The sequence below is a fragment of the Paenibacillus sp. FSL K6-0108 genome (assembly GCF_045040695.1).
In the GTDB taxonomy this organism is placed as follows: Bacteria; Bacillota; Bacilli; order Paenibacillales; family Paenibacillaceae; genus Paenibacillus; species Paenibacillus pabuli_B.
The window spans coordinates 2,445,940-2,468,529 of sequence record NZ_CP150288.1 but is presented as its reverse complement, the minus strand read 5'-3'; the positions used below and the strand labels follow the sequence as shown (position 1 = coordinate 2,468,529).

At 46.5% G+C, this 22,590-nt stretch carries 16 protein-coding genes, 1 tRNA gene and 1 riboswitch; of the genes, 2 read left to right on the top strand and 15 right to left on the bottom strand.

Going from position 1 to position 22,590, the window contains the following annotated elements; all coding sequences use genetic code 11:
* Positions 1-53: 53 nt before the first annotated feature.
* The 9 genes from MHB49_RS11510 to pelA all read right to left on the bottom strand — a co-directional run bounded on the left by MHB49_RS11510 (position 54) and on the right by pelA (position 16,101).
* Positions 54-2,429, bottom strand: a complete 2,376-nt coding sequence (locus MHB49_RS11510; RefSeq protein ID WP_405156185.1) for a glycosyl hydrolase family 95 catalytic domain-containing protein — start codon at positions 2,427-2,429, stop codon at positions 54-56.
* Positions 2,430-2,458: 29 nt separating this feature from the next.
* Complete coding sequence (locus MHB49_RS11505; protein WP_405156184.1) at positions 2,459-4,306, bottom strand: right-handed parallel beta-helix repeat-containing protein; 1,848 nt, start codon at positions 4,304-4,306, stop codon at positions 2,459-2,461.
* On the bottom strand, positions 4,290-5,933 hold the full coding sequence (locus MHB49_RS11500) for an extracellular solute-binding protein (protein ID WP_405156183.1): 1,644 nt from the start codon (positions 5,931-5,933) through the stop codon (positions 4,290-4,292). The genes MHB49_RS11505 and MHB49_RS11500 overlap by 17 nt, the downstream gene beginning before the upstream one ends.
* A gap of 97 nt (positions 5,934-6,030) precedes the next feature.
* Positions 6,031-6,930: a carbohydrate ABC transporter permease gene (locus tag MHB49_RS11495; protein ID WP_076289382.1), complete on the bottom strand. Its 900-nt coding sequence runs from the start codon at positions 6,928-6,930 to the stop codon at positions 6,031-6,033.
* A gap of 15 nt (positions 6,931-6,945) precedes the next feature.
* Entirely contained in the window at positions 6,946-7,830 is an 885-nt protein-coding gene (locus MHB49_RS11490) for a sugar ABC transporter permease (RefSeq protein ID WP_143805411.1), read from the bottom strand.
* Positions 7,831-8,158: 328 nt separating this feature from the next.
* Positions 8,159-10,369, bottom strand: coding sequence for a helix-turn-helix domain-containing protein (locus MHB49_RS11485; protein WP_405156182.1), 2,211 nt, complete (start codon positions 10,367-10,369; stop codon positions 8,159-8,161).
* 302 nt (positions 10,370-10,671) lie between these two features.
* Positions 10,672-14,589, bottom strand: coding sequence for a X2-like carbohydrate binding domain-containing protein (locus tag MHB49_RS11480; RefSeq protein ID WP_405156181.1), 3,918 nt, complete (start codon positions 14,587-14,589; stop codon positions 10,672-10,674).
* Positions 14,590-14,941: 352 nt separating this feature from the next.
* Positions 14,942-15,025 (bottom strand) — tRNA-Leu (locus MHB49_RS11475).
* A gap of 116 nt (positions 15,026-15,141) precedes the next feature.
* The gene (gene pelA, locus MHB49_RS11470) at positions 15,142-16,101 is read right to left on the bottom strand and encodes a pectate lyase (RefSeq protein ID WP_405156180.1); all 960 of its coding nucleotides are present in this window, start codon (positions 16,099-16,101) and stop codon (positions 15,142-15,144) included.
* Positions 16,102-16,513: 412 nt separating this feature from the next.
* Positions 16,514-16,645, top strand: a riboswitch (cyclic di-AMP (ydaO/yuaA leader).
* A 4-nt stretch (positions 16,646-16,649) separates the two neighbouring features.
* On the opposite strand from pelA, the gene MHB49_RS11465 reads away from it, so the two are divergent.
* A complete protein-coding gene (locus tag MHB49_RS11465) occupies positions 16,650-17,114 on the top strand; it encodes a C40 family peptidase (RefSeq protein WP_090895654.1) in 465 nt (154 codons plus the stop codon).
* Positions 17,115-17,226: 112 nt separating this feature from the next.
* On the opposite strand, the gene MHB49_RS11460 is transcribed toward MHB49_RS11465, so the two are convergent.
* From MHB49_RS11460 to MHB49_RS11445, 4 genes are all read right to left on the bottom strand, one after another.
* The gene (locus tag MHB49_RS11460) at positions 17,227-17,556 is read right to left on the bottom strand and encodes a carboxymuconolactone decarboxylase family protein (RefSeq protein WP_062322073.1); all 330 of its coding nucleotides are present in this window, start codon (positions 17,554-17,556) and stop codon (positions 17,227-17,229) included.
* A 118-nt stretch (positions 17,557-17,674) separates the two neighbouring features.
* Positions 17,675-17,893, bottom strand: a complete 219-nt coding sequence (locus MHB49_RS11455) for a hypothetical protein (RefSeq protein WP_076289379.1) — start codon at positions 17,891-17,893, stop codon at positions 17,675-17,677.
* 124 nt (positions 17,894-18,017) lie between these two features.
* Positions 18,018-18,347 (bottom strand): hypothetical protein, encoded by a 330-nt coding sequence (locus MHB49_RS11450; RefSeq protein WP_024629266.1) that lies wholly within the window; start codon positions 18,345-18,347, stop codon positions 18,018-18,020.
* Positions 18,348-18,445: 98 nt separating this feature from the next.
* Positions 18,446-19,027 carry a xanthine phosphoribosyltransferase gene (locus MHB49_RS11445; protein WP_247902015.1) on the bottom strand — a complete coding sequence of 194 codons (582 nt, stop codon included), beginning with the start codon at positions 19,025-19,027 and terminating at the stop codon, positions 18,446-18,448.
* A gap of 202 nt (positions 19,028-19,229) precedes the next feature.
* Between MHB49_RS11445 and MHB49_RS11440 the strand changes: the two genes are divergently transcribed.
* Positions 19,230-20,288 carry a hypothetical protein gene (locus MHB49_RS11440; RefSeq protein WP_405156179.1) on the top strand — a complete coding sequence of 353 codons (1,059 nt, stop codon included), beginning with the start codon at positions 19,230-19,232 and terminating at the stop codon, positions 20,286-20,288.
* 91 nt (positions 20,289-20,379) lie between these two features.
* Here the strand turns inward: MHB49_RS11440 and MHB49_RS11435 are convergent, their stop codons facing one another.
* Together MHB49_RS11435 and MHB49_RS11430 are read right to left on the bottom strand one after the other, a co-directional pair.
* Positions 20,380-21,510 carry a glycosyltransferase family 4 protein gene (locus MHB49_RS11435; protein ID WP_247902013.1) on the bottom strand — a complete coding sequence of 377 codons (1,131 nt, stop codon included), beginning with the start codon at positions 21,508-21,510 and terminating at the stop codon, positions 20,380-20,382.
* 453 nt (positions 21,511-21,963) lie between these two features.
* Positions 21,964-22,518, bottom strand: a complete 555-nt coding sequence (locus MHB49_RS11430) for a GNAT family N-acetyltransferase (protein WP_405156178.1) — start codon at positions 22,516-22,518, stop codon at positions 21,964-21,966.
* Positions 22,519-22,590 lie beyond the last annotated feature (72 nt).

The window sequence follows — 22,590 nt, the reverse complement described above, 5'->3', positions numbered from 1 at the left end:
AAAGACCGAATAGAGCATTTTCCATGCAACGATCTTCCGATCCATAACGCGATTTAACTCAACTTAATCTTGTAGGTATGTCCTGCAGATGTAGGAAAAATTATGATATTTGAATCGGTGTCCTCCGTTACAACCACGCTGCCGTCAAGAGTTACCACAATTGGGCCTTCACCTCTAAGCACACAGTCCCGGCCCAGGTGTGAAGTGATGTACGCTTCTGCAAGTTGTCCGTTGTCCCACCGGATGCTGACCTCAAATCCGCCTCGGGCACGCAGGCCGGAAACGCTGCCCTGCTGCCAGGCATCCGGCAGTGCAGGTAGCAGTTCCATATAAGGACGGTGAGATTGCAGCAGCATCTCGGCTATCCCGGCAGAGGCCGCGAAGTTGCCGTCGATCTGAAACGGAGGATGTGCGCCCAGAAGATTCGGGTATACACCACCATGGTTGTATTGCTCAGACGATCCATCTCTGACCAGGCGCAGCATGTTAGAGAGCAGATGCAGGGAACGATTTCCCTCCCTGAAACGACTCCATAGCGCAACACGCCATCCCAGGCTCCAGCCCGTGCTTTCGTCTCCACGCCGCTCAAGTGAGGTTCTGGCGGCGACAAACAGCTTCGGCGTCTCTTCGTCCGAAAGCTGCCGACCTGGATACACACCTACCAGATGTGAGGTATGCCGGTGGTAAATGTCCTCATCCTCATAGTCCTTCGCCCACTCCTGCAATTGGCCATATTTTCCGATTTGCAGCGGCAGCAGACGTTCGCGGGTGCTCAACAGTTCTTTTCTGAAATCCGGGTCCGTTCCAAGGATCTCCGAGGCTTCAATACAGTTGGTGAACAACTCCCAAATCAATGAGATATCCATGGTTGAACCCGGACTGACCGCTGCTACGCCTTCCGCTGTCCGGAATTTATGCTCCGGCGAAGTTGAAGGTGAAGTCACAAGGTGACCGCTACCATCGTCAACGAGCCAATCCAGTGCGAACAGTGCAGCTCCCTTCATCACTGGATAAGCGGAATCACGCAAATACGTCTCGTCTCCACTGAAGGCATAATGCTCCCATAAATGCTGGGTCAGCCATATACCTCCCATCGGCCAGAAAGCCCAGCTTGGATCACCGTCACCATAATTGCCCACCGGTGCCGTCTGTCCCCAGATATCCGTGTTATGATGCGTGGTCCATCCGCGAGTGCCGTAGTTGACCTGTGCGGTCTCAACACCCCTCTTCGCCAAATTGCTGATCAAATCCAGCAGCGGCTCATGGCATTCAGCCAAATTGCATATTTCAGCCGGCCAATAGTTCATTTCAGTATTAATATTCAGCGTATAATTGCTGCTCCAGGGAGGACGGGTTACTGCATTCCATATGCCCTGAAGATTCGCAGCCTGCGTTCCCTGACGAGAGCTTGCGATCAGCAAGTAGCGTCCATAATGAAAGAGTAGTTCCACAAGCCCCGGATCCTCCGCCCCAAAGGTCGTAATCCGCTGTTCAGTGGACATTTCCTCCGTAGCAGGTGAATTCCCAAGCTGAAGCTTCACCCGATCGAACAGCAAACGGTAATCCGCAATATGGGAATCAAGCAGACTGTCATATGACTTGCCTACCGCCTCATTCAGAAATGAATTTGCAATGACAGAAGCATCTTTTCCCTCGACTCCCGGAATCGCATCCATACCATTAAAACTTGTAGCCGCACTGAAATAAAAGGTTGCCGTTGTCGCACCCAACACATGAATTCCTCTGCCATCCACCGTTACCTGTCCATCCTCTGTCTTCACCGCTAGCTGTCCTTCAAAGACCATGCCCTTGTTATCTCCAGGGTCACCGTATCGGATCGGGTCGTCGTTTGCAAAGTAGCTGGGATCAACATGCTCCGGGGCTGTTCCTTCCAGAACAAAGCGGCCTTCCCTAACACTAGTCGCATGCCGAAGCGGGCTATCCAGTGATGCATGTACATTCAGCGCACCTTCCACACTTGCAGCCAGCCGCAGTACAAGTACCTGATCAGGATGCGAAGCAAACATTTCACGGGTATAAATAACAGAGCCAATCTGATATTCCAGGCTGTGCACTGCATTTTCGATATCCAGCGTCCGCTTGTAGGAATGATGGATGTCCCCGTGCTCAAAACGCAGGAGTAAATCCCCAAAAGGCAAGTACGATTGGGTGTACGGACCCAACATCTCTTTGGTCAGCGTGTCTGCTTCCGTATAACGTCCCTCCTGTAACAGCTTGCGAACCTTTGGCAGAGCGTCCTTTGCGCCAGGATTACTGCCGTTCTTCGGATAACCGGACCACAGGGTGTCCTCATTCAAGCTGATTTTCTCCTGCTCCACCCCACCAAAAATCATGCCGCCAAGTCGGCCATTACCTATGGGAAGCCCTTCGGTCCATACATGTGCAGGTTTGTCATATTGAAGTTTCATGTGCACTCTCCCTTATGATTACTTAATTACTAGTCAGTTCCTTCTGAAATACTAATGAATGTATTATCTACAATATCAACCTCGCTGCAGGCGGTTGCATAGACAGCTTCTTCAACGCAGGATAACTTTCCTGTCTCGCTGGAGGAACATATTTTATTCGACTTGAAAACCAACCCACGAGTGGACTTAGCACTCAGAATCTGAACTTCACTGCAAGTTTCAAAACGGTTATTCAAGATAACGACCTGTCGGTGGACAGGAGCGCTCTCATCAACCACCACATTCTCCGGGGATATGAAGATCACGGGATGCTCACTGCCGCCACATTCAATAAAATGGTTATCGGAGATCGTCACATCCTCTACCCTTCCGGACTCATACCAGGACTCGGCATCCACCGCAATCAAAATGGCATTCATGGACATGCGTTCAAATGTATTTCTGGTAATCAGCACTTTCCGACGAGTCGTTACGAGTATGCCTCGTGTGGGTACTCGGGCAAAATGATTATTTGCAATTTCCACTTCAGGTGTCCAAGTTACATTCTCAATGACATCATGGCGGCCAATACCATCAGGTATTGGATGAGCAAGAGTCAGCAAGAGCTCACGAGCACTTAAACGCTCTACCGCAACCACATGGTTAGAAGCGTAGGTCGTCAACGAACCGGAACGGACAAATTCGATCTCATCACCAGGATAAAAGGCCGGAAGCCCATACGTCTGGGGATGCATGAATCGAACTTTCACGCGATCCACCGCCGGCTGATCTACAATTCGTAAATAGGTACCGTGGACATTGACAGGATCATCATGCGAACCGGAAAAATAGCTGTCTCTTACGGCTACCTTACCTCTGCAGCTGGAGATGTGCAGAAAATCCGCAAAACCGGCAACTGTACGTTCCGTTTCGGTGCGGGGAGCCAGGTTCATCCGTGAGAAAGTCAGATTTGTGCTGAACTGTCCAACAACACCGAGTCCATGCAGAAAATGCAGACTCACGTCTCTCCACGTTATATCCGAGCATTCGGTCATAAAAGCTCCAACTTGATCACGAATGCCATCGCGGTTTTGTAGTACATGACCAGGAATTACATCTGGCTGAAAATCAAAATGCAAACGGATGGTCATGGGCTCAAGCTCCTCCACAGATTGGGCCAATTCCAGCCAATTGTCGATTCGCCAGGTTGTATTCCGCAATGGATCATAGGTTTGCATGGGACCTTCCGCAAAACTCCAGCCTTCACCGAGCCAGGTTAGCTTGTTGTCCCGAATCTGATAGCGGGAATCGGGATGAACCCGCGCATCGAAATAATGCCTTCCGCTGGAGATAATCGTCATCTCCGTCACCGTTGGCTGGTGATAGTCTGTACGCAGGTTGCGAATCTCTACATTGGTGCAATTATCCAACAAAAACAGGGTCTGTTTGCCGTGGAAAATAAACAGGGAGCCGTTGCCCTCCAGTGTTACATCATTCATTCCTTTAAGCAAAATGGCAATGGTCTTGGTTATGTCTGGGTTCTCTTCTCCACTCGTTGTATTGGAGATATAATAAGGAGCCCGAATCGCCTCTTCCGGGTAGAAATGATACCTGCCTCTCGCACAGTCCAGCACCACCGGACCAGGGATTTCAGCCGCCGCCTGAATGGCACGAGCCATAGCTGGCTGGGTGTCCAACTCAGAGTCTGGCACAGCGCCATAATCCGTCAGTCTTATCGTCGTGGAATTCGTGATATGTTCTTGTTCAGTCACAGGAATGTTGATCCCACCCTTCTTGGTATGTAACCTTCTCTTCTGCCTAAATACAAGAAAAATCAGGTGCCGGTACATCATAGGCACCTGATTCCGATATCCCTGTACATTACTTGCTTGTGTCATATGCTTTTTGCAAAATTTCCAGATAACGATCAAGCTTCAGGTTCTGTAAACCTTTTACATAAGCATCCCAGTCCTTATTCAAGTCCTTGTTGCCTGTGATGAATTGCAATTCATTTTGCTCAATGTAGTTTCTGATATTGGTTTGCAGCAAGCTGGCTTCGTCAATTTCATTTGGATCAATCCAGACGGACCAGATTGGGAACAGCTCTTTGGGCTCATGCCCTTCATACAACAGCGATGCGTCATATAATCTGCGTTCATAACCATTGGATGCATAAATATCTGTGCCCTGAACGAAGGTATCACGATATTCTTTTGGCATATAGAAGTGAGCCATGCCGCTCCAGCCTGCATTACGTGGTGCCTCACCTTCAGCCATAGGGATTTGTTTGACTACAGGTTTAGCGTCTTTACCCAATGCCACATCGCCATCCACCGGGTCCGTCCAGTCGATTCCCTTCATGCCGCTTGCACCGTTCGTTTGACCTTCCGGAGTGAACATGTAGTCGACCATTTTGATCAGGGCAATCTGTGCTTCTTCACTTGCCTTGTTTGTGATGACAAATTTCGCTCCTGGAGATACACCACCCGCATCATGCGTCGCATAGGACACACCCTGAGGTCCAGTAATCGGTGGCAGCGGGTTGTAGTGCGCAGAACGAGTGTTGCCTTCGTCAATGTTTATGAAGATCGCGGGGTGCATGCCCGCACCGGCGCCCAAAATTTCAGCATCCGCATTTTCACCTATTTTCTTGAACGCTTCTGCGTTTTGTGTGAATGCGCCCGGGTCAATCAGACCTGCATCAAAGAGGGACTTGATGTAAGTTAATCCTTCTTTCCATTCGGGTGTTATAGCAGCAGATTGAACTTTCCCATTTTCCATTTGCAAATAGTTTCTGTCATCATCATAGACAAATGCATTCATCAGGAAAGGAATAATTCGTACGCCAAACTCCTCTATGGAACCACTCAGCGGCACCTCATCTGCTTTGCCGTTTCCGTTCGGGTCCTGCGTTTTGAAAGCTTGCAGCACGTTTTTGAATTCTTCGGTCGTCTTTGGCATTTCCAGATTCAGCTTTTTCAGCCACTCGGTATTAATCCACATCTTGCTCGGATAGGAGCAGTGGAAACATTCTGTATACGCAACAAGTCCATAGATATTACCGTCAGGCGCTGTATTAAGCGTTTTCAAATTAGGATTTTTCTCCATGGCCGCTTTGATGTTGGGAGCGTATTGATCAATGAGATCGTTCAAAGGAACGAGCACACCCTGCTTGCCATACTTCAGCAGATCTGCTTGAGAGAATTGGTCTATATAGTGGGTTAGCAGATAGGCATCGGGATAGTCACCGCTTGCCAGTGAGATTTGGCGCTTTTCCTTGGCTCCATCCGATGGATTGATCTCCCAATTGAATTTGATATTGAATTTGTCTTCCACAAATGCTGTAAATTTATTGGTCGGAATATCAATGCTGGAATCCTGAACCGCGAACACGCTGATATTCACCTTGCCGCCCTCTTCCGAGCTCCCCGGTTGTGCTGTAGATGAGCTGCCATTGGAACACCCGCTCATGACAACTGTGAATGCCACTACCAGCATCAATAACGTTACCATACTTTTCTTCAAATCTGATCACTCCCTTTTTGTAGTTTACCAGTTGAGACGATGGTACCTTGCGTATGAACTGTCTATATCTTCTTTCTCCATACACCGAATCTAAGGATCAACCCTTAACGGAACCTACCAGCATCCCCTGTACAAAATGACGCTGTACAAATGGATAGATGACAAGTACAGGCAAAGTGGCGACCACAATTAACGAATATTTTAACAGTTCGGTAAGCTGCTGTCTTTCCACCATTTTCGCCACGTCCATGGCACCCGAACCGTTGTTTTGAATGATGATACTTCGCAAGATGAGTTGCAGCGGGAAAAGGTCTGCCGATTTGAGATAGATCAGAGCATCAAAGTACGCATTCCACTGCCCCACTGCATACATGAGAACCAGCACGGCGATAATCGGCTTCGATAATGGGAGTACAACACTCCAGATAAATCGCATATCACTGCAGCCGTCAATTTCACTGGCTTCCAGAAGCTCCCCCGGAATAGAAGATTGAAAGAACGAACGAGCAATAATAACCTGCCATACCCAGATTGCATTCGGGATCAATAACGCCCAGCGGGTATCAATTAGATGAAGCTGCTTCACCACCATATAAGTCGGAATCAGCCCTCCACTGAAAATCATGGTGAAGGTGATGATCATCATCAGGGTGTTTCTGCCGAAAAAAGTTTTGCGTGACAACGGATAGGCGATCATGATGGTCAACGCTACACTGATCAGCGTACCAGCGGCCGTATAGAAAATGGAGTTACCGTAGCCGATGAGAATCTCAGGTGTATTAAATAATGCCTTGTAACCGTTGAAGGAAATATCTACGGGCCATAGCCATACCCGGCCGGAAGTTACTGCTGCCGGGCTGCTAATGGAGCTGCTGACGATAAATATAAGTGGGTAAATGACCACCAGCGCCACGAGACTGAGCAAAATATAGATGGTAATCAGAAACGTTTTGTCCACGGCGGACTCTTTAATCTTGGTTTGAACGTTTGCAGCCATAGGTGAACTCCTTTCCTACCAAATGCTATTCTTAGTAACTCTCTTCGCCAAACCATTCACCGTAACCAGTAAGACCAGATTGATCAGTGAGTTGAACAGCCCTACCGCAGTTGCAAAGCTATAATTGGCATTCAACAGGCCGACGCGATAGACATAGGTTGCAATGATCTCAGAATTAGCCAGATTGAGCGGGTTTTGTAGCAGGTAGACTTTCTCAAAGCCAATCGCCATGACATTCCCGACATTCAGGATCAAAATAATAACAATGGTTGGCACCAACCCTGGCAGATCCACGTGACGGATTTTTTGAAAACGCGAGGCTCCATCGACTTTGGCTGCTTCGTACAATGTGGGATCGATTCCGGCAAGTGCTGCCAAATAAATAACCGCACTGTAGCCCGCAGTCTGCCAAATGTCGGACCAGACGTAGATCGAGCGGAACATGCCCGGCTCACCCAGAAAATTCACGGAATCCAGCCCAAAGAAGTTCATGGCGATGTTCACAAATCCAAGCCGTGGTGCCAGGAACAGCATAATCATGGACACCATCACGACTGTTGAGATGAAATAGGGTGCAAAGGATACGAGTTGGACGAATTTCTTGAACTTGGCTCCACGTACCTCATTAATCATGAGTGCGAGCACAATCGGAATTGGAAATCCGGCCAACACTAAATAACCGCTAAGTAAAATGGTGTTCTTCACCAGGGTCCAGAATAATGGGTTCTCAAAGAACAGACGAAAGTTTTGAAAACCAACCCAATCACTTCCCCATATTCCCTTGATGACGTTATAGTCCTTAAAGGCAAGAACCGCATTGATCATCGGATAATACTTGAAGATGAGAAAAAATAGCAAGGGCGGAATCACCAGTAGATGTAACTGCCAGTGCTTCATCATTCTTTTGCGGGCATTGGTCAGAAAACCAGGTGCCTTCGGCTGTGTTGATGTCTTGTGATTTAATACGATTTCCTTCTCCAGAACAATCCCCCCTTACCAAGCTGTCTACTACGCGTAAAATTTTGATAGCGCTTTCTTGTTTCTGATCATAGTCGATTTTAATGTCCCATAAACAGGTACACCTGCGCCGTTAAACGTACAGTTATCCTGTTTTTGGGGGCACAAATCCGCAGTACGACAGCCATTTTTCCATTACGGAGGCGTATTCGCAAAAAAAGACCGCATTGTCCGGAGCACGGACAACACAGTCTAAAGGTCTTCCTTTCATCTAATCGTCAACCGATTGTCTGTACACACTAGGTGAAACGCCATTCAATCGTTTGAAGGCCCTCCTGAAGGAGTGAGAACTATTATAACCTACCCGTGACGCAATCTCATCCACCGTATAATTGCTCTCTTTCAACAAGATCTCCGCCTGGTCCATTCGAACTTTGATCAGGTGGTCGGAGAAATTAACACCGGTAAACTCTTTGAATAATTGAGAAATGTATTTCTCGGGCCGCTCCACATGTTCTGCCACCCGATACAGCGTCAGCTCTGTATCTGAATACATTTTCGCAGTGAATTCCTTAATCTGTTTGATGATTTGAATATGGGCATCCTTCTTCTTGTTGGCAATAACGGAGCAAAGCTCTTCCATGATTTCATAAAACTCAGCTTTGATCGTTTCGAGCGGCTCCGAGGAACCAATATCAATGACCCGCCGTTTCACATTCTCGATGGAGGTGTACTCCATAAACGCCTTTTGATCAAGCAGTTTGAGAAATGTCCCCTTCATTTCTCCGACAAGTTGATGTTTCATTTCCATGGACAACTCCCGCTGCTCCATGTTCTGCACAATAATTGCATCGACAATCCGTTTGGCCTCTTCAAGCTCTCCTGCACGGATCGTGCCAATCAGTCGCTGCTCCGAATCCAGCGGGTAATAATACGTTGTATTTTCGGTTTGGGCTTCGTTATTCCACAGCATGCCTTTTTTGTTCATGTAGACTGCATACTCCAGCGCTTGATTGGCCTGATCAAAGGAAAGGCTGACCTCTGTCAACGATGTAAATAAATTTCCGAATCCGGACTGGATGGTGATCCTGTATTCATTAAACACATACTGTGCCAAATTCTCCATGATATGCGTGATATCTTCCTTTTCACGATCCTTTCCGGAGTCGGTTTCCCTGGAAAAGAACAGGATGACCACTTTATCCGAGCCCATATCCGTCATCAGGACATCTACGCCCAGATCAGCCAAAGCCTGCTTCAACAGTAGCCGGGAGGCATTCAGTTCATTCAGGATTTCAACACTGTCCATACTGGCATACCCCTTAATCTGGACAATTCCTGCATATCCCGTGCCTTGATACAAATTAATATCTGCCTGTTCGGCCGTGGAAAGAATCTCATCCCGCGATTTGAATTCGCCGGAGATCAGCCGCTTCAGAAAGGCATCCCTGACCAGTGGGAGCTGGCGATTCAATTCGGATTCAAGCAGCTTGTTCTTGGTAAGCATATCCGCGATATTTCCACTCAAAAAATCAAATTCATTTTTGGGAGCTGAATCATCCTTTCCAAACTGCTCTTTCATTACACTTAACAGTCGATTGATTGGTACGCTGTTGCGGTAGGCCAACACGAGTCCAGCAATCAGTCCGATGAGCAGTGTGCCGCCCGTAATCAGCATCGTCATCCCCTTGATCCTGTTTGCATTCTCCATCAGGACATGACGGGGAATCCCCGCCTGATATACCCATCCGTTCTTATCAGATCTTGTTGTAATCACAAGATCATCCCCATAAAACTGGCTGACTCTACTTGGATCAAAATGAGAGTCAGAGGCCATTCTCATCATGTCAGGCTCAGCGCTCCCTTGAAGTGCAATGGTATTGCCCTCCGCATCGCTGATATGAACCCAGCCACCGTATCGATCATTCAGGCTGGACAACAGATTGAGAATCATCTTCTCGTCAATGATTACAACGGCGACAGCCGGTGAAGAATCATTGAAGCTGTCCAGAGGCAATGACTGCATATATGTGATTACCGAAGTCTGCTTCCCCCTGCTGACGTAGGAACTGAGCGGTTTAATCTCACTCCGGTGGGTCTTCTGCAACACGTCCTTCATCCATTCTTCCAACGAAAGATCGTTATAACGAAAATCAGTGTAATAGTGATTCGGTCTATAAGAAGAACCTGGGGTCAAAATTAGATTGTAATTCGCAAGATAAATATAATAATTTTGCAGAAAATCATTCGTCTGTCCAAAGGTCAACACATTCTCCATCGTTCTCCATATCCCATATACGTTGGTTTCGTTGTCCCTTTCATTCATGAGAACGTTCAATTCCTGATTGACCGCAAGCTGTCGGGTGAATCCCTCCACTTCTGCCATGCGGCCCTCCAATATTTCCTGGCTTTTCTGAAGTTGGGTAACACTATTGTCAATGGAAATGGACTGTGTTACGGAGATGGACGTCAGATAAGACATATAACCGCCAATGCTGGGTATCACCAAAATGATCACGTAGGAAATTAAAAATTTACGAAAAACATTGGAATATTTAATGGGTAACCCTCCTCCCCCTCCTTGAGGTATTGGTAGCGTTATCAAAGATAATAATATTTTCCGGGTTAGTCAATTGTTTTATCTCATTCTTCAATCATGTTTCATTCGGGAATGAATAAAAGGCAACGATAAAATAAAGATTATCATTGCTTTTTTTAACATTTCCGAAGTTACCTTTATCATTCAGAAAAAGGGGCCAAGATGGCCCCCAATCCTAGTTAACCTTATTTCTTATTTGGCTCTTCCGCTTCCGTCCGGGGTTTTACAATCTGATCCGTAGATGCTGCTTCAATATCGCCATAGGCCCAGTGTGTGGAAGGAACATCCTTCCACTGCGGTTGCGAAACGTTCGTGAGTGGTTCTCTGCCCAAAGCTCTGTTGATTGCTACTACGGCTTCCGCTCTTGTCAGTAAGGCATTCGGTCGGAATGTTCCATCACTATAGCCTTTCAGGATGCCTAGGCTTTGCGCTTTCAAAATGGCTTCCTTGGCCCAGTGGCTGCTAATATCAGAGAATCCATTGGCTGAAGTTCCTGCATCCGGACCAAGAAGGGCTACAAGACTGGCCAACTCCGCCCGAGTTATTGACTGATTTGGCTTAAACGTGCCATCCTTGTACCCATTCATCAGCCCCATCTTGCTTACCTTGGCTATGGCGTCGGCTCCCCAATATTCAGATTTAACGTCACTGAATGCAACAGCAGATCCCTTGGCTTCTTTCTCAGATACCATGGCGATTATGGTCGCCATCTCTGCACGGGTGAGTTTGTTATCCGGCTTGAACAAACCGCCCGGATATCCTTGAATATACGCCTTATACCTTATATCCTGACCACTCTCTATTCCTGTTGTCCCGTCAGTAGTTCCGGATTCAGGAGTTGTTCCGGGCACAGAAGTGTCTGAGGGCTTGACGACTGGAGTCGATGGTCCGCCTGGATTGGATGGTGCACCCGGATTGGATGGTCCACCGGGATTCGACGGATTCGTTGGTTCACCGTTTCCATTTCCAGTAGGGACAGTAAATTTCAGCTGGTCGGCCAGCATGAGTTCACCGGATTTCTTAACAACTTTGAGTGTATGCTGGCCTTTCGCCAGTCCTGAGATGCTGTAGATCTCCTGCATCATTTTCCGACTCGGACTGTATGCGTTCACGGTTTGCTTCAATTGTCCGTCGACATAAATATCCACTTCTCCCTGCTCTGGTCCAGTAGGTGTAATTAAGCTTATTCCGGTACCTTTGAAGGTGTATTCGAAGAAATCTCCATCCGCCGTCGTAAAATGTACGTCATTGAGATAATCACCGCCGAAGGAAAAACGGAGATTCAACGTTCCCACAGGCTGGGCAGCAAGATACGTTTTGCTCAGTGTAATGTGGTCGCCACTAACCGTATAATCAGTGCCCCAAATCAGTTCATTGGGGCCGTTGGCAATGCCCTTAAAGCTCTCCGCCTGAACCAGCAGTGTGACATCAATGTCAGCCTGAGCGGAAGCTGATTTGTCAAAGCTCGCATTCACCGGATTAATCATATTTGGAAGCTCAATCTTGAGCATATCCAGCAGCATGAATCTACCCGATTTCTTGACGGCCTTCAGCGTGTGCTGCCCATCCGGTAGGCCCGATATGCTGTACAGATTCTGCTGTGCCAATCTTCCGTTGCGATACGCACTGACCGTTTCCTTGAATTGACCGTCCACATAGATATCCATATCTCCCTGAGACTGGTCTACCTCCGTGAACAGCTGGATTCCCGTTCCTCGGAAGCTATATTCAAAAGAATCACCATTCGTCTCGGTATACTGCACATCATCCTTATAGTCGCCCATCCCTCGCCCTGTGCTGCGGGACCATGAGCCATTGTACTTAATGGCCGGATCGTCGTTATTGATCAGTTCATAACGAATGCCCGTTGTATCACTGACCCGAACGGTAAGAGTTTGCGAATTACCAGCGCTGAAAGCGACCACGAAGTCTGTTGTTCCTACAGGCAGTTTGGCGAGATATTCTTTCTTGATGTTCAGTTGGTCATTGACCACCGTGTAGTCGTCTTCACTAAGCATTACTCCGTCATTTTCAATGCCAGTTAATGTATTTCCGTTCAATGAGAGCGTGACAGTAATATCCTTCTGTTGTTCTGTTGCCTTGTCAAAGTCAGCAGAAGCAGGACTAATGGTGCTGTTCTGCCCTCCTGTAGGAATTTCCATTGTTACTTTAAGTGCGTCCAGCAACATGTACTGCCCCGATTGTTTGACTACCTTCAAGGTATGCGAACCGTTAGTCAACCCAGCAGCACTATACAGCACCTGTTGGACTTCTCGTTCACCATTGGTATAAGCGCTAACCGTTTCAGGCGTTCCATCGTCGAGTGTGACAATCATGTCTCCCAGACCCTGATCCTTCTCCGTCAGCAGGTCAATGCCTGTTCCGGTAAAGGTATATTCAAAAGAATCACCGTCTCTTTCCGTAAAATGTACGTCATCTTTGTAATCCCCGAAACTTCTGCCGGTATTTGGACTCCATGAACCCTTGTATTGAATATGGCTGTCATCATCATTAATGTACACCACATCGGTAACAGCAGCCGCATCCATGGAAGCAGCATTTGCTACATTTTCTGCATTCGCTGTTGGGTCATCTCCGGCTTCCAAGTCAGCTCCCTGCTGCGTATTCATATTTGCTGGACCAGTGGTCGAGGAATCCGTAATGGCGATGCTTATATCCTGGCTGCCATCGATTTGCTCCTTGCCTCCGTTGCGCTTCCAATCCCCACTATAACGCATGCCCGTATCATCATCATTAACGGCCGATGTTCCGCTCAGTGCGGTTACTTTAAGCATCCGGGAAGCATGGGGTTCCAGCACGCCGCCACTGAATTCATGATTGAAATTCCCCAGCTCGGAATGGCTCCAGAGATCACGGACCGAAGCCGGACCTTCGAGGCCAATATCACTCCATTTGACTTTAACCTCGGCACTCCGATTGCCCAAATTGAACAGAGCTACGTTGTACGTACCATCTCCGTTATTGGCATACCAAACCTGCTGTTTGGTGTCCATGGAAACCGGATGGGCTGGACGTCCGGCCTGATTGACCGCGATAACTTCGTCATTCGTCAGCAGCTCCAGTCCATAGCTATCCAGCCTGGTCAGATCATTACCTGTATATAACGGTGCCGAAGAGATCGCCCAGAACGTTGTAGCGGTCTTCCGCTCGTCCCTGGTTAGACCATCCATCGAGCCATTCCCGACATTGAGGGAATCAAAATCGTTCCAGCCCCCCGGACCTGCATCACGCCACCAGAGGGACGCTATGGGGAATAAGCGTGAAATACTCGACCACTCCGTTAAGCCCTTACTGCTGTCATAGGCTTCAACATCCCAATCGATCCTCCAGCCGTTTGCATACTTTTTCCAAAAGTCCACGTAATTGTGGTCAAGCGCCCAGGAAAGCTCAAACCAGATATTATTTCTGTCCAGTGCTTTGGACCATGCCTCCACATCACCGCGTGCATCCCGGCTCAGGTTATTGATTCCTGATCCTGGCGTCACACTGTCGAATTTGACAAAATTGATGCCCCACTCGCCAAGAAGATCCGCGATAGAGTCAACATACTTCTGTGAGCAAGGATTCGAAAAATCAATTTTGTAAGTGTATGAATCCCAAGCATCCATTACAACGAGCGGCTTTACTGCAATATCCTGCATACGACATGCCCCACCCGTTCCATACACCTCCAGATTTTTATTGTAGGCGGTGATTGATAGTCCCGGAATGAGATAGATCCCGATCTTCTGTCCGTTATTATGGACATAATCAATGACTTCCTGAAATCCATTTGGATAAAGTACAGTACTCGGAATAGGACGGCCGTATTCATCTTCGTCACCGTTCCAGCCAGCATCAATATTAATGTATTCATATCCATGAGCTTGCAGCTTCTCGCGCATGGCGTCCGACTGCTTCTTAATACTCTCGGCCGATGTCCAGTTACCCGCCCCGTCATATACCTGCATGCTGTAACTGCTCCAACCCATATACGGCTTTTGGGCCAGGCTCTTATCTGCTGCTTGTGCCACATTGCCTGTCGTTCCCATAATCCCGAACTGCACCGCCGCAATCATGAATACCATAAAACACATTGCCATCCTTTTTCCGATTCGTTTCAAATTATCCCTACCCCCTCTGAATTTGGTCATTCAAATCCCTGTTGATAGCGCTTCCATACGAGAAGAGAATAGTGGATGAGGCATTCCCAAGATAGGTACAATTCGGTATTTTACGTACAATTAACCTGAAATACAGGGGCAAACCGTCGCAGAACAAACACTTTTCCATTTTTGGATAAATAAACAAAGATAAACTTCTTCTTTGCTCAAGTTGAAGGAATGGTTGAAAAACAGTCAGGATGAGCAACCACTCTGATCCGTAAAAAAATAAAAAAGGTTCCTAGAGTGGCAGCAATGCCATTCTAGGAACCTTTCTTCGTGTTACACATGATGCGGTCGAGAGGACTCGAACCTCCACGGGGGTTAGCCCACACGGACCTGAACCGTGCGCGTCTGCCAATTCCGCCACGACCGCGTATATCTTATCCCCGAGAAATTATATCGCGGCGACAAGAAATAATATATCATGTGCAGATAATTAGTGTCAACAAAAAAATAATTCCTCTTCTAATGTGTAAAGCTTTTTATAAATTAGATCTTGGAAGGCCAGTTGCCGTACCAGGCATACCCACCTCTTCTTTCCTTATCGATATCGCTGAGTTTGTATTTCACAACCCCATCACGTCCTACGAAAATCGGTTTATCCGTTCCAATTTCGTAGAAACGTGCCCAAATTGGCGCTGCACCTGAATCTGCAATGAGTTGGCTGTCTCCGTTTTCTCTGACATACTTGTAACCAGTAATTTTAACTTTGTTGAACCAGGCTTCTGCCGCTTTGATGGAGGCAGTAATTTTGGAGTTAGCCGGTCTAGTTTTTAAAAACTTCACAATTGTACTGCTCTCTCCAGCACTCAGAGAAGGCACTTCATAAATCCTAGCTCCTGCAGGTTTAAGGGTACTGGAATCATGCTGCTGCCCCCATGCAGTCAGTTTACCGTTTGTTACAACCTGTGTATTGAGAATAGCCTCTACACCTTTGGCAACTGATTTTTTACTGCGATCTGCAAGAGAGCTGTCGATGAATGAGAAATCTCCTTTACGTGCACCTACTTCATCCAGCATGTACATGACATTAATCATGGCATCGTCGTTGAAGGTAATGTGCTTGTGATAGCCCGAGCTCTGGTATACTTGCGGCCACCCTCCATTGGAGTACTGCATATTCAGCAAAAAGTTGATTCCTTTGATAGCAGCAGCCGAGTAGCGTGGATCATTCGTCTTTTTGAATTCCTTGGCTAATCTTCTAATTTCTGAGTATGTAGCTTTGTTATCAATCGTAGATTTGGTCCACTCGCCACTTGTTTCTTTGTAATCTTTCTTCCATCCCCCGTCAGGACGTTGATTCTTCAAAATATCAGAGATACTTGCTGTCGTTCCAGAGGCGTCTGCAGCAGATACCTTAGCAGCAGGCTGAAATACCATTCCGACAACAGAGAAAACCATTGTACATGCCATAACAAAAGATGCAAACCTTGTTTTTGCCTTCAACATAGATTAGAAACACTCCTCAATTCATTTTCTGCAAACTGTTCCCCTGCCAATCTGTCCTCCTTATATTTGTTTTTAAACTCAAACTATTTCTTTTCATCCAATAAGTGGAATGTATAAAAATGATTCTATGCAAAAATATGAATTTTGTCAATATTTGCAACAACATGTAACAAATTCTTTGGATTACCCTATAATTATCTTTTAATTGTATGTGAGAAAACCAATAAATTGTCCAATTTCTCTCCTTCTGAAACAGTAGTTACTTTTTTGTCATCTATTAGAACCCATCATTCGAGTTTTTTCTACATAATAATCTAGAATTCCGTTAACATTGAGATGATAAGAAGGGTTCAAGATCGGTTTGACATTTTCGCATTTATGCAATATAGTTTCAAAAGGTTACAAAAACTTAATTATTCATTTGCCGAGTTTCATGTTTGAAAACGGGGGAACCATTTTGGGTGAATTATTCTTATACATAGGAAATATAGGGAACCTTCTACCGAACCCTTAGCTAACTCCGTAGGCATCGAAGGGAGAACATAATTTTGAAAAAGCTTATCATTTCTATTTTTGGAGCAGCAGTTCTATTTACATCTGGTGCAGCAAGCACAGAGGCAAGCAGTATTAACACCGTCGTTAACAACATGACAGGCATACCTTACAAATGGGGTGGCACTACACTGGCCGGGTTTGATTGCTCTGGATTCATGAGATATATTTTCAACAAATACAGCATTGAATTGCCACGCACTTCGCAACAGCAAGCCAAGGCCGGAACGCCGGTATCCAAAGCCAATCTGCGTACGGGTGACCTGGTATTCTTTAATACGATGGGCAATGGTATTTCACATACAGGTGTATATATCGGGGGCGGACAGTTCGCTCATGCTTCAAGCAGCAAGGGTGTAAGCATCACCCAATTATCCAATCCTTATTTCAACGATCGTTACGTAACAGCACGCCGGGTAACAGGACAGTTTATGTATAACAAAATGCTGGGAAAAATATAAGTTAAACAAGGAAAAGGCTTCGGTTATCACCGGAGCCTTTTCTTTGTTTACATTGATTTTTCTACAATACTTAAAATTCGAGATCGTAATCAGCTTCAACACATCATCATTACTAATGCAAAGCTTTCTGTACCCTCATTGCACCCTGAGACAGCGCATGACCTCCGCCTACGGCTCCTGCCACAGCAACCGTCTCCATAATCTCCTGATCTGTTGCTCCCTTGGCACGTGCCTCTTCCACATGGTAGAACGTACACACTTCATTATTAGCGAACAAACCAATGCCCAGCGCAATCAGCTGTTTGGTCTTGGCATCAATCGCCCCTGCCTGAAAACATTCTCCAGTGAACTCATGATAAGACTTCACCACAGCTGGCAGCACGTCGCTTAATTCACCAATCTGATCTTTATAGGCATGAACCTTATCATTCATCAATGTCATGGTTACCGCACATCCTCTCGGCTGATATGTTACAAGCTCTCACTGTACCTATCTTTTCACCCGAGAGGTGCAATTATGCCAAAACATCCATGGTAAATGAACCTAAAGAACGCATGTCCTATTCTTCGAGCGGACTCTTACGTGGCTCGCTGAACAACTGATACTGATAATTCCGGTCGAGCTTGACCACACGACGATTCTGACGGCGAATGAGCACCTGCTCCCCGTCCCAGGCCACTACAATGCCCGTCACATCATTGGACTGAATCTCGTCCCGTACTACCCTTACTTTTTCACCCGATAAACGCAGTGCATCCAATTCTGCATCACTGATCATATTTATGGCGCCTACTTTCTCCAAAAAAATTATTTACAAAAAGAGACCTAAATGAAAAGTCATTTAGGTCTCACGTGACTGTATTGGACTGTCATGTCATTCGAAAGTATGTCCCGACTGAAAGTTACCGCTGCGCGTGCTCTTTGCTGTCGTTCTTCTCAAACCAAAAATCAAGCACTTTGGCGGACATCACACGTTCTTCAAGGTACTCCACTTGATGCGGTGTAAATTGTTCTTTCCAAGAGAAGGACAACTCTTCGCACAAGCCTACAATCGTCAGCAATTCTGACCAGGCAACGTAGCGTTTGTACCAGAAAAATTGAGGATGTTCAATCATATAGGGATAAAGGTCATCGAATTCCGTATGTTTACAATCCAGGGCACGCTCAAAATGTACTTTCGATTCCGCCAGCTTATCAATAAAAAATTGTTCTGTTGCCGGTTGGTTACCCATGGTGTTGCCTCCTCTCCCTAACATAACCCCATTATAAATGAAATCAGCGGTCATGCAAAGGCATTGTTATAAAATTAGGCACTTTTTCCTTTAAAAAGTCACAATTCGTTATCATCAAATTGCACGGTGCCATCGTTCAGTGAACGAATACGCACCAAGGCTTCTACCGGGATGCCCTGCTCCCGAATGGTGCGGGCTCCTGCCTGAAAACATTTTTCGACCACGACACCAAATCCAACCAGTTCCGCACCCGAACGTTCGATAATTTTTATGACACCACGAGCGGCATCGCCATTCGCAATAATATCGTCAATGAACAAAATACGGTCATTCTCATGAATATATTCACGGGACACCATAATATCAGTTACGATTCCTTTGGTAAAAGATGGAACCCTTTCACAGTAGGCGTCGGGGTCAGCCAAAAGTGTCTTTTTGCGACGGGCAAATACCAGCGGAACACCCAATTCATGTGCGGCAGCAAAGGCAACCGGAATCCCGGAAGACTCCACTGTAACGACCCGGGTAACACCACTTTCACGGAAACGAGCGGCAAACTCACGCCCCATTTCCATCGTCAATGCAGGATCTATCTGGTGATTCAGCAGACCATCCAGCTTAAGCACCTGATCTGACATGACTACACCTTCTTGTAAAATTCGTTGTTTCAATACTTCCATAATTTGACCTCCCAAGCCTATCCTATGACGTAAAAGTATCATACATCCGGCTATCAGTTCAAGCGAAATTGCCTTTGCTCTTGTCCAGAGCATCTAAATGACCCTGTCACACTTTAATTGTCATGACTTTGATGGGTCAAGCATACCTTGTACCATGGCACCCGCATGTCCAAACTATTCAGGGGCCTGAGAGGGGAAACGCATGAAACAGGCATTACGGGTGCTGCAGATCGCATTTACATACATTGGAACGGTAGTAGGAGCCGGCTTTGCAACAGGACAAGAGATATTGCAGTTTTTTACCCAGTATGGCAAATGGGCCACCATTACCATTGGCTTATCGACCATGCTCTTTGTCTGGTTAGGTACAAAAATGATGCTGATTGCCCATGATACCGGCTCGCGCTCTTACGAAGATCTCAACAAGCATCTATTCGGTCATAAAGCTGGAATCTGGATTACCTGGGTTACCCTCATAATTTTGATCGGAGTAAACAGTGTCATGCTGGCCGGAGCAGGATCGGTCTTTGTAGAGCATCTGGGGCTTCACTATCAGACTGGTCTGATTGTTACCCTTATAGGTACATATCTGCTGCTTGGACGGGGTATTCAAGCCATTCTGCAAATGAACAGTATCGTGGTGCCCATGATGCTCCTGCTGTCCCTGCTTATGATCACCAGCACCATACATCATCCCGGCGCAAACCGATTTATTACATTGACCACTGACAGCAATCCAATCCAGGTCTGGTTATCTCCTCTTTTGTATAGTTCATTCAACCTTGCACTTGCCCAAGCAGTACTCGTTCCAGTGGGTAATCAGATTCGCAGCCGAAAGGTACTGAAATGGGGCGGCGTTCTGGGCGGGATTGGTGTTGGATTCATGCTTATGGCAGCTCACTTTGCCATGTCAGCCCAGATGCCTGGCATCATCCAATTTGAAATTCCAATGGGAAGCATTGCCTTTCAACTTGGATGGATAGTCCAGTCTATCTATGTATCCCTCATTTTTATGGAAATCTTCAGTACATTTGTAGCCGATATCTATGGAATGACCCTCCAGCTCAGACAGCATGTCCAAGTACATCCCAAACTAATTATGCTGACCATCATGATGTTATGTTATTCGCTCAGCCAGTTTGGATTCAGTTCACTGCTCTCTATTCTTTACCCCATTTTCGGTAGTTTGGCACTGATCTGGGCTGCAAAATTAGTAATGGATCAATGGGGAAGCTTTCGCGGTCGTAACAAACACCTATAACAGAGGATCTTTTTGTTGCGAATCTTCGAATCCCTAAACATAAAAAAGCCACTGTTTACACAGTGGCTTCCTTCTTTTTCCTTTCCAGAAATTAGAACTGGCTCGGAAATTGCAAATACATTTTTTTCAGTTCATTGACTGATCTGCCCAAAGAGTAATGGGTTTTGGCCTTCTCACATGCCGAACGGGCGAGCTCATAACGGTACGCCGGGTCAACCATCACCTTCTCCAGCGCTTCTGCCAGTGCAGACGGATCTTCTGAAGGCACCAGTAAGCCGTTGCTGCCGTTCTCGATTTGCTCTGGTATGCCGCCAACGTCTGTACCTACAAGGGCAAGACAGCTAAGCGCAGCTTCGGCGAAAACAGATCCAAACGCCTCCGCCCGCGACGGAAGTACAAAGATATCAAAAAATGGCATGAATTCCTCAGGATGCAGCGTGTAACCATAGAAAATAGTCTCATTATAAATACCCAGCCGCTGGGCCAACTCTTCCAAGTCTGGACGGATCGGTCCGTCCCCAATAATATGAAGCACATAATCATGTCCCCGCGCTTTCAGTTCGGCACAGGCTTTGAACAGAATGTCCAGCCCTTTCGCCGGAACCAGACGGCATACGGTGACCAGCTGTGGTATCGCATTCTCATGGGGAATTGGCTTAAACCTTTTCTCATCAAAACCATTCGGAATGACACCGATGACATCGGGATGTTGCACATAAGGCGACAAATAACGACGGAAAGAATCCGATACGGTTAACAACCGCTCTGCCTGATGCTCCAGCTCACCATAGATGGACAACAGGAATTGATGCTCCGGTCCGTTGGGCTCAATGCGTCCGTTCAATATCAGTTCTCGCTCATAACTGGAGTGGATCGTTTGAATGAGGGGAACATCCGGGAAAACCTTCTTCATCGCAAGCCCCGCAATAGGGTGATGGGCATGAATCAGATCATAAGGCTTCTGAATACGCAGCTTGGTCCACCACAAATAATCCCGATACGTTTGCATATATTTTTGAACGACAGGACTATCCTGATACGGAGTCCAATCGAACGTCTCAAACTGGATATCTTCTCTGCCCTTGTTACGAATACGCTTGGGTAAAGAGAACAGATCCATCTCCCACCTCGGGGGGGTAAACCTCTCTTGCATATACGGAATCATAGAGGATACACCTCCGGGCTGCTCCGGAGGAAAGAAAAGCGCCTGCAGCAATCTCACCGTTAGTTTCCCCCTTTCTAGCATAAGTCTTCTCAGTACATCTTCAATCATGATATATCAGAACATATGTTCAGTAAAGGTACAAAATGAGATTTCTTATCACTCGGTCATGTTACCGCTTTAATCATTGAATTCATTTCAATATCAATTGTACCATGTTGGTTCTGATATTGACGACATTACGAATATTGTTAGGTCTTGAGCACAACTCCACCGGAAATAACCGCTCTCCTGGTGTCTTTATTCTACTATACGTTCATTTTCTTCATCTTGTTTGAGCGTAAGCCTTCACTCCAGAGCCGTATATACAACATATTCGGGATATGCTCGGCTAAGAAGCGGATATATGGAGGGAGATTAAACCTCTTTTGACGACATACATATGAAAGCCGGTGAGCATTGCTAGCTCCCGGCTAATTTGAGTTCTTCATATATTGCAAATTGTGGTGAAAATTATACAGACAGACGTGTGATCGCCTTTTCATACGTACTGAAGCCGTCTGTCTCTCGCACAAAGGTATAGTCGTTACGCGCATAAAAAGCGTTCAACGTGGCGTTATCCGCTCCACAATCCAATCGGACGATATGTTTATCCTCAAATTGTATCCCGCTGCTGGACCATTGCAAAATCGCGCGTCCCAATCCACTCTGGGCATATTTTCTGCGAATGGCTAATCGGTGCAAATAAAGTGCACCATCCCCGGCATACGCTTTGCTTCCCCACAAATGCACATCCCATGCACTTGGCTGACTCATCAAAATAACCATGCCAGCTACGTCAGAACCCTGCTTAAATACAAATACGTCGCCACGCTGAATCGCCTCCGCCGTATTATGAGAATCCTCACCTTTTAACAACGCATTCCATTGAGAAGATCCCTGGCTCCGCAGCCATTCGGCTGTTTCCATAAGCAGAGACATCACATCCTCCGTGTCTTCCTGCTGAGCCTGCAATGCTTTAAATTCGTCATTAATATAGTCTGTTATGATACTGAATGAGTGCTTCATGATTCTCCTCCACTTCCAGGTCTCTCTTAAACTAATGGTACTATACCGAGAAATGGCCTGTTCGTCAAAAAG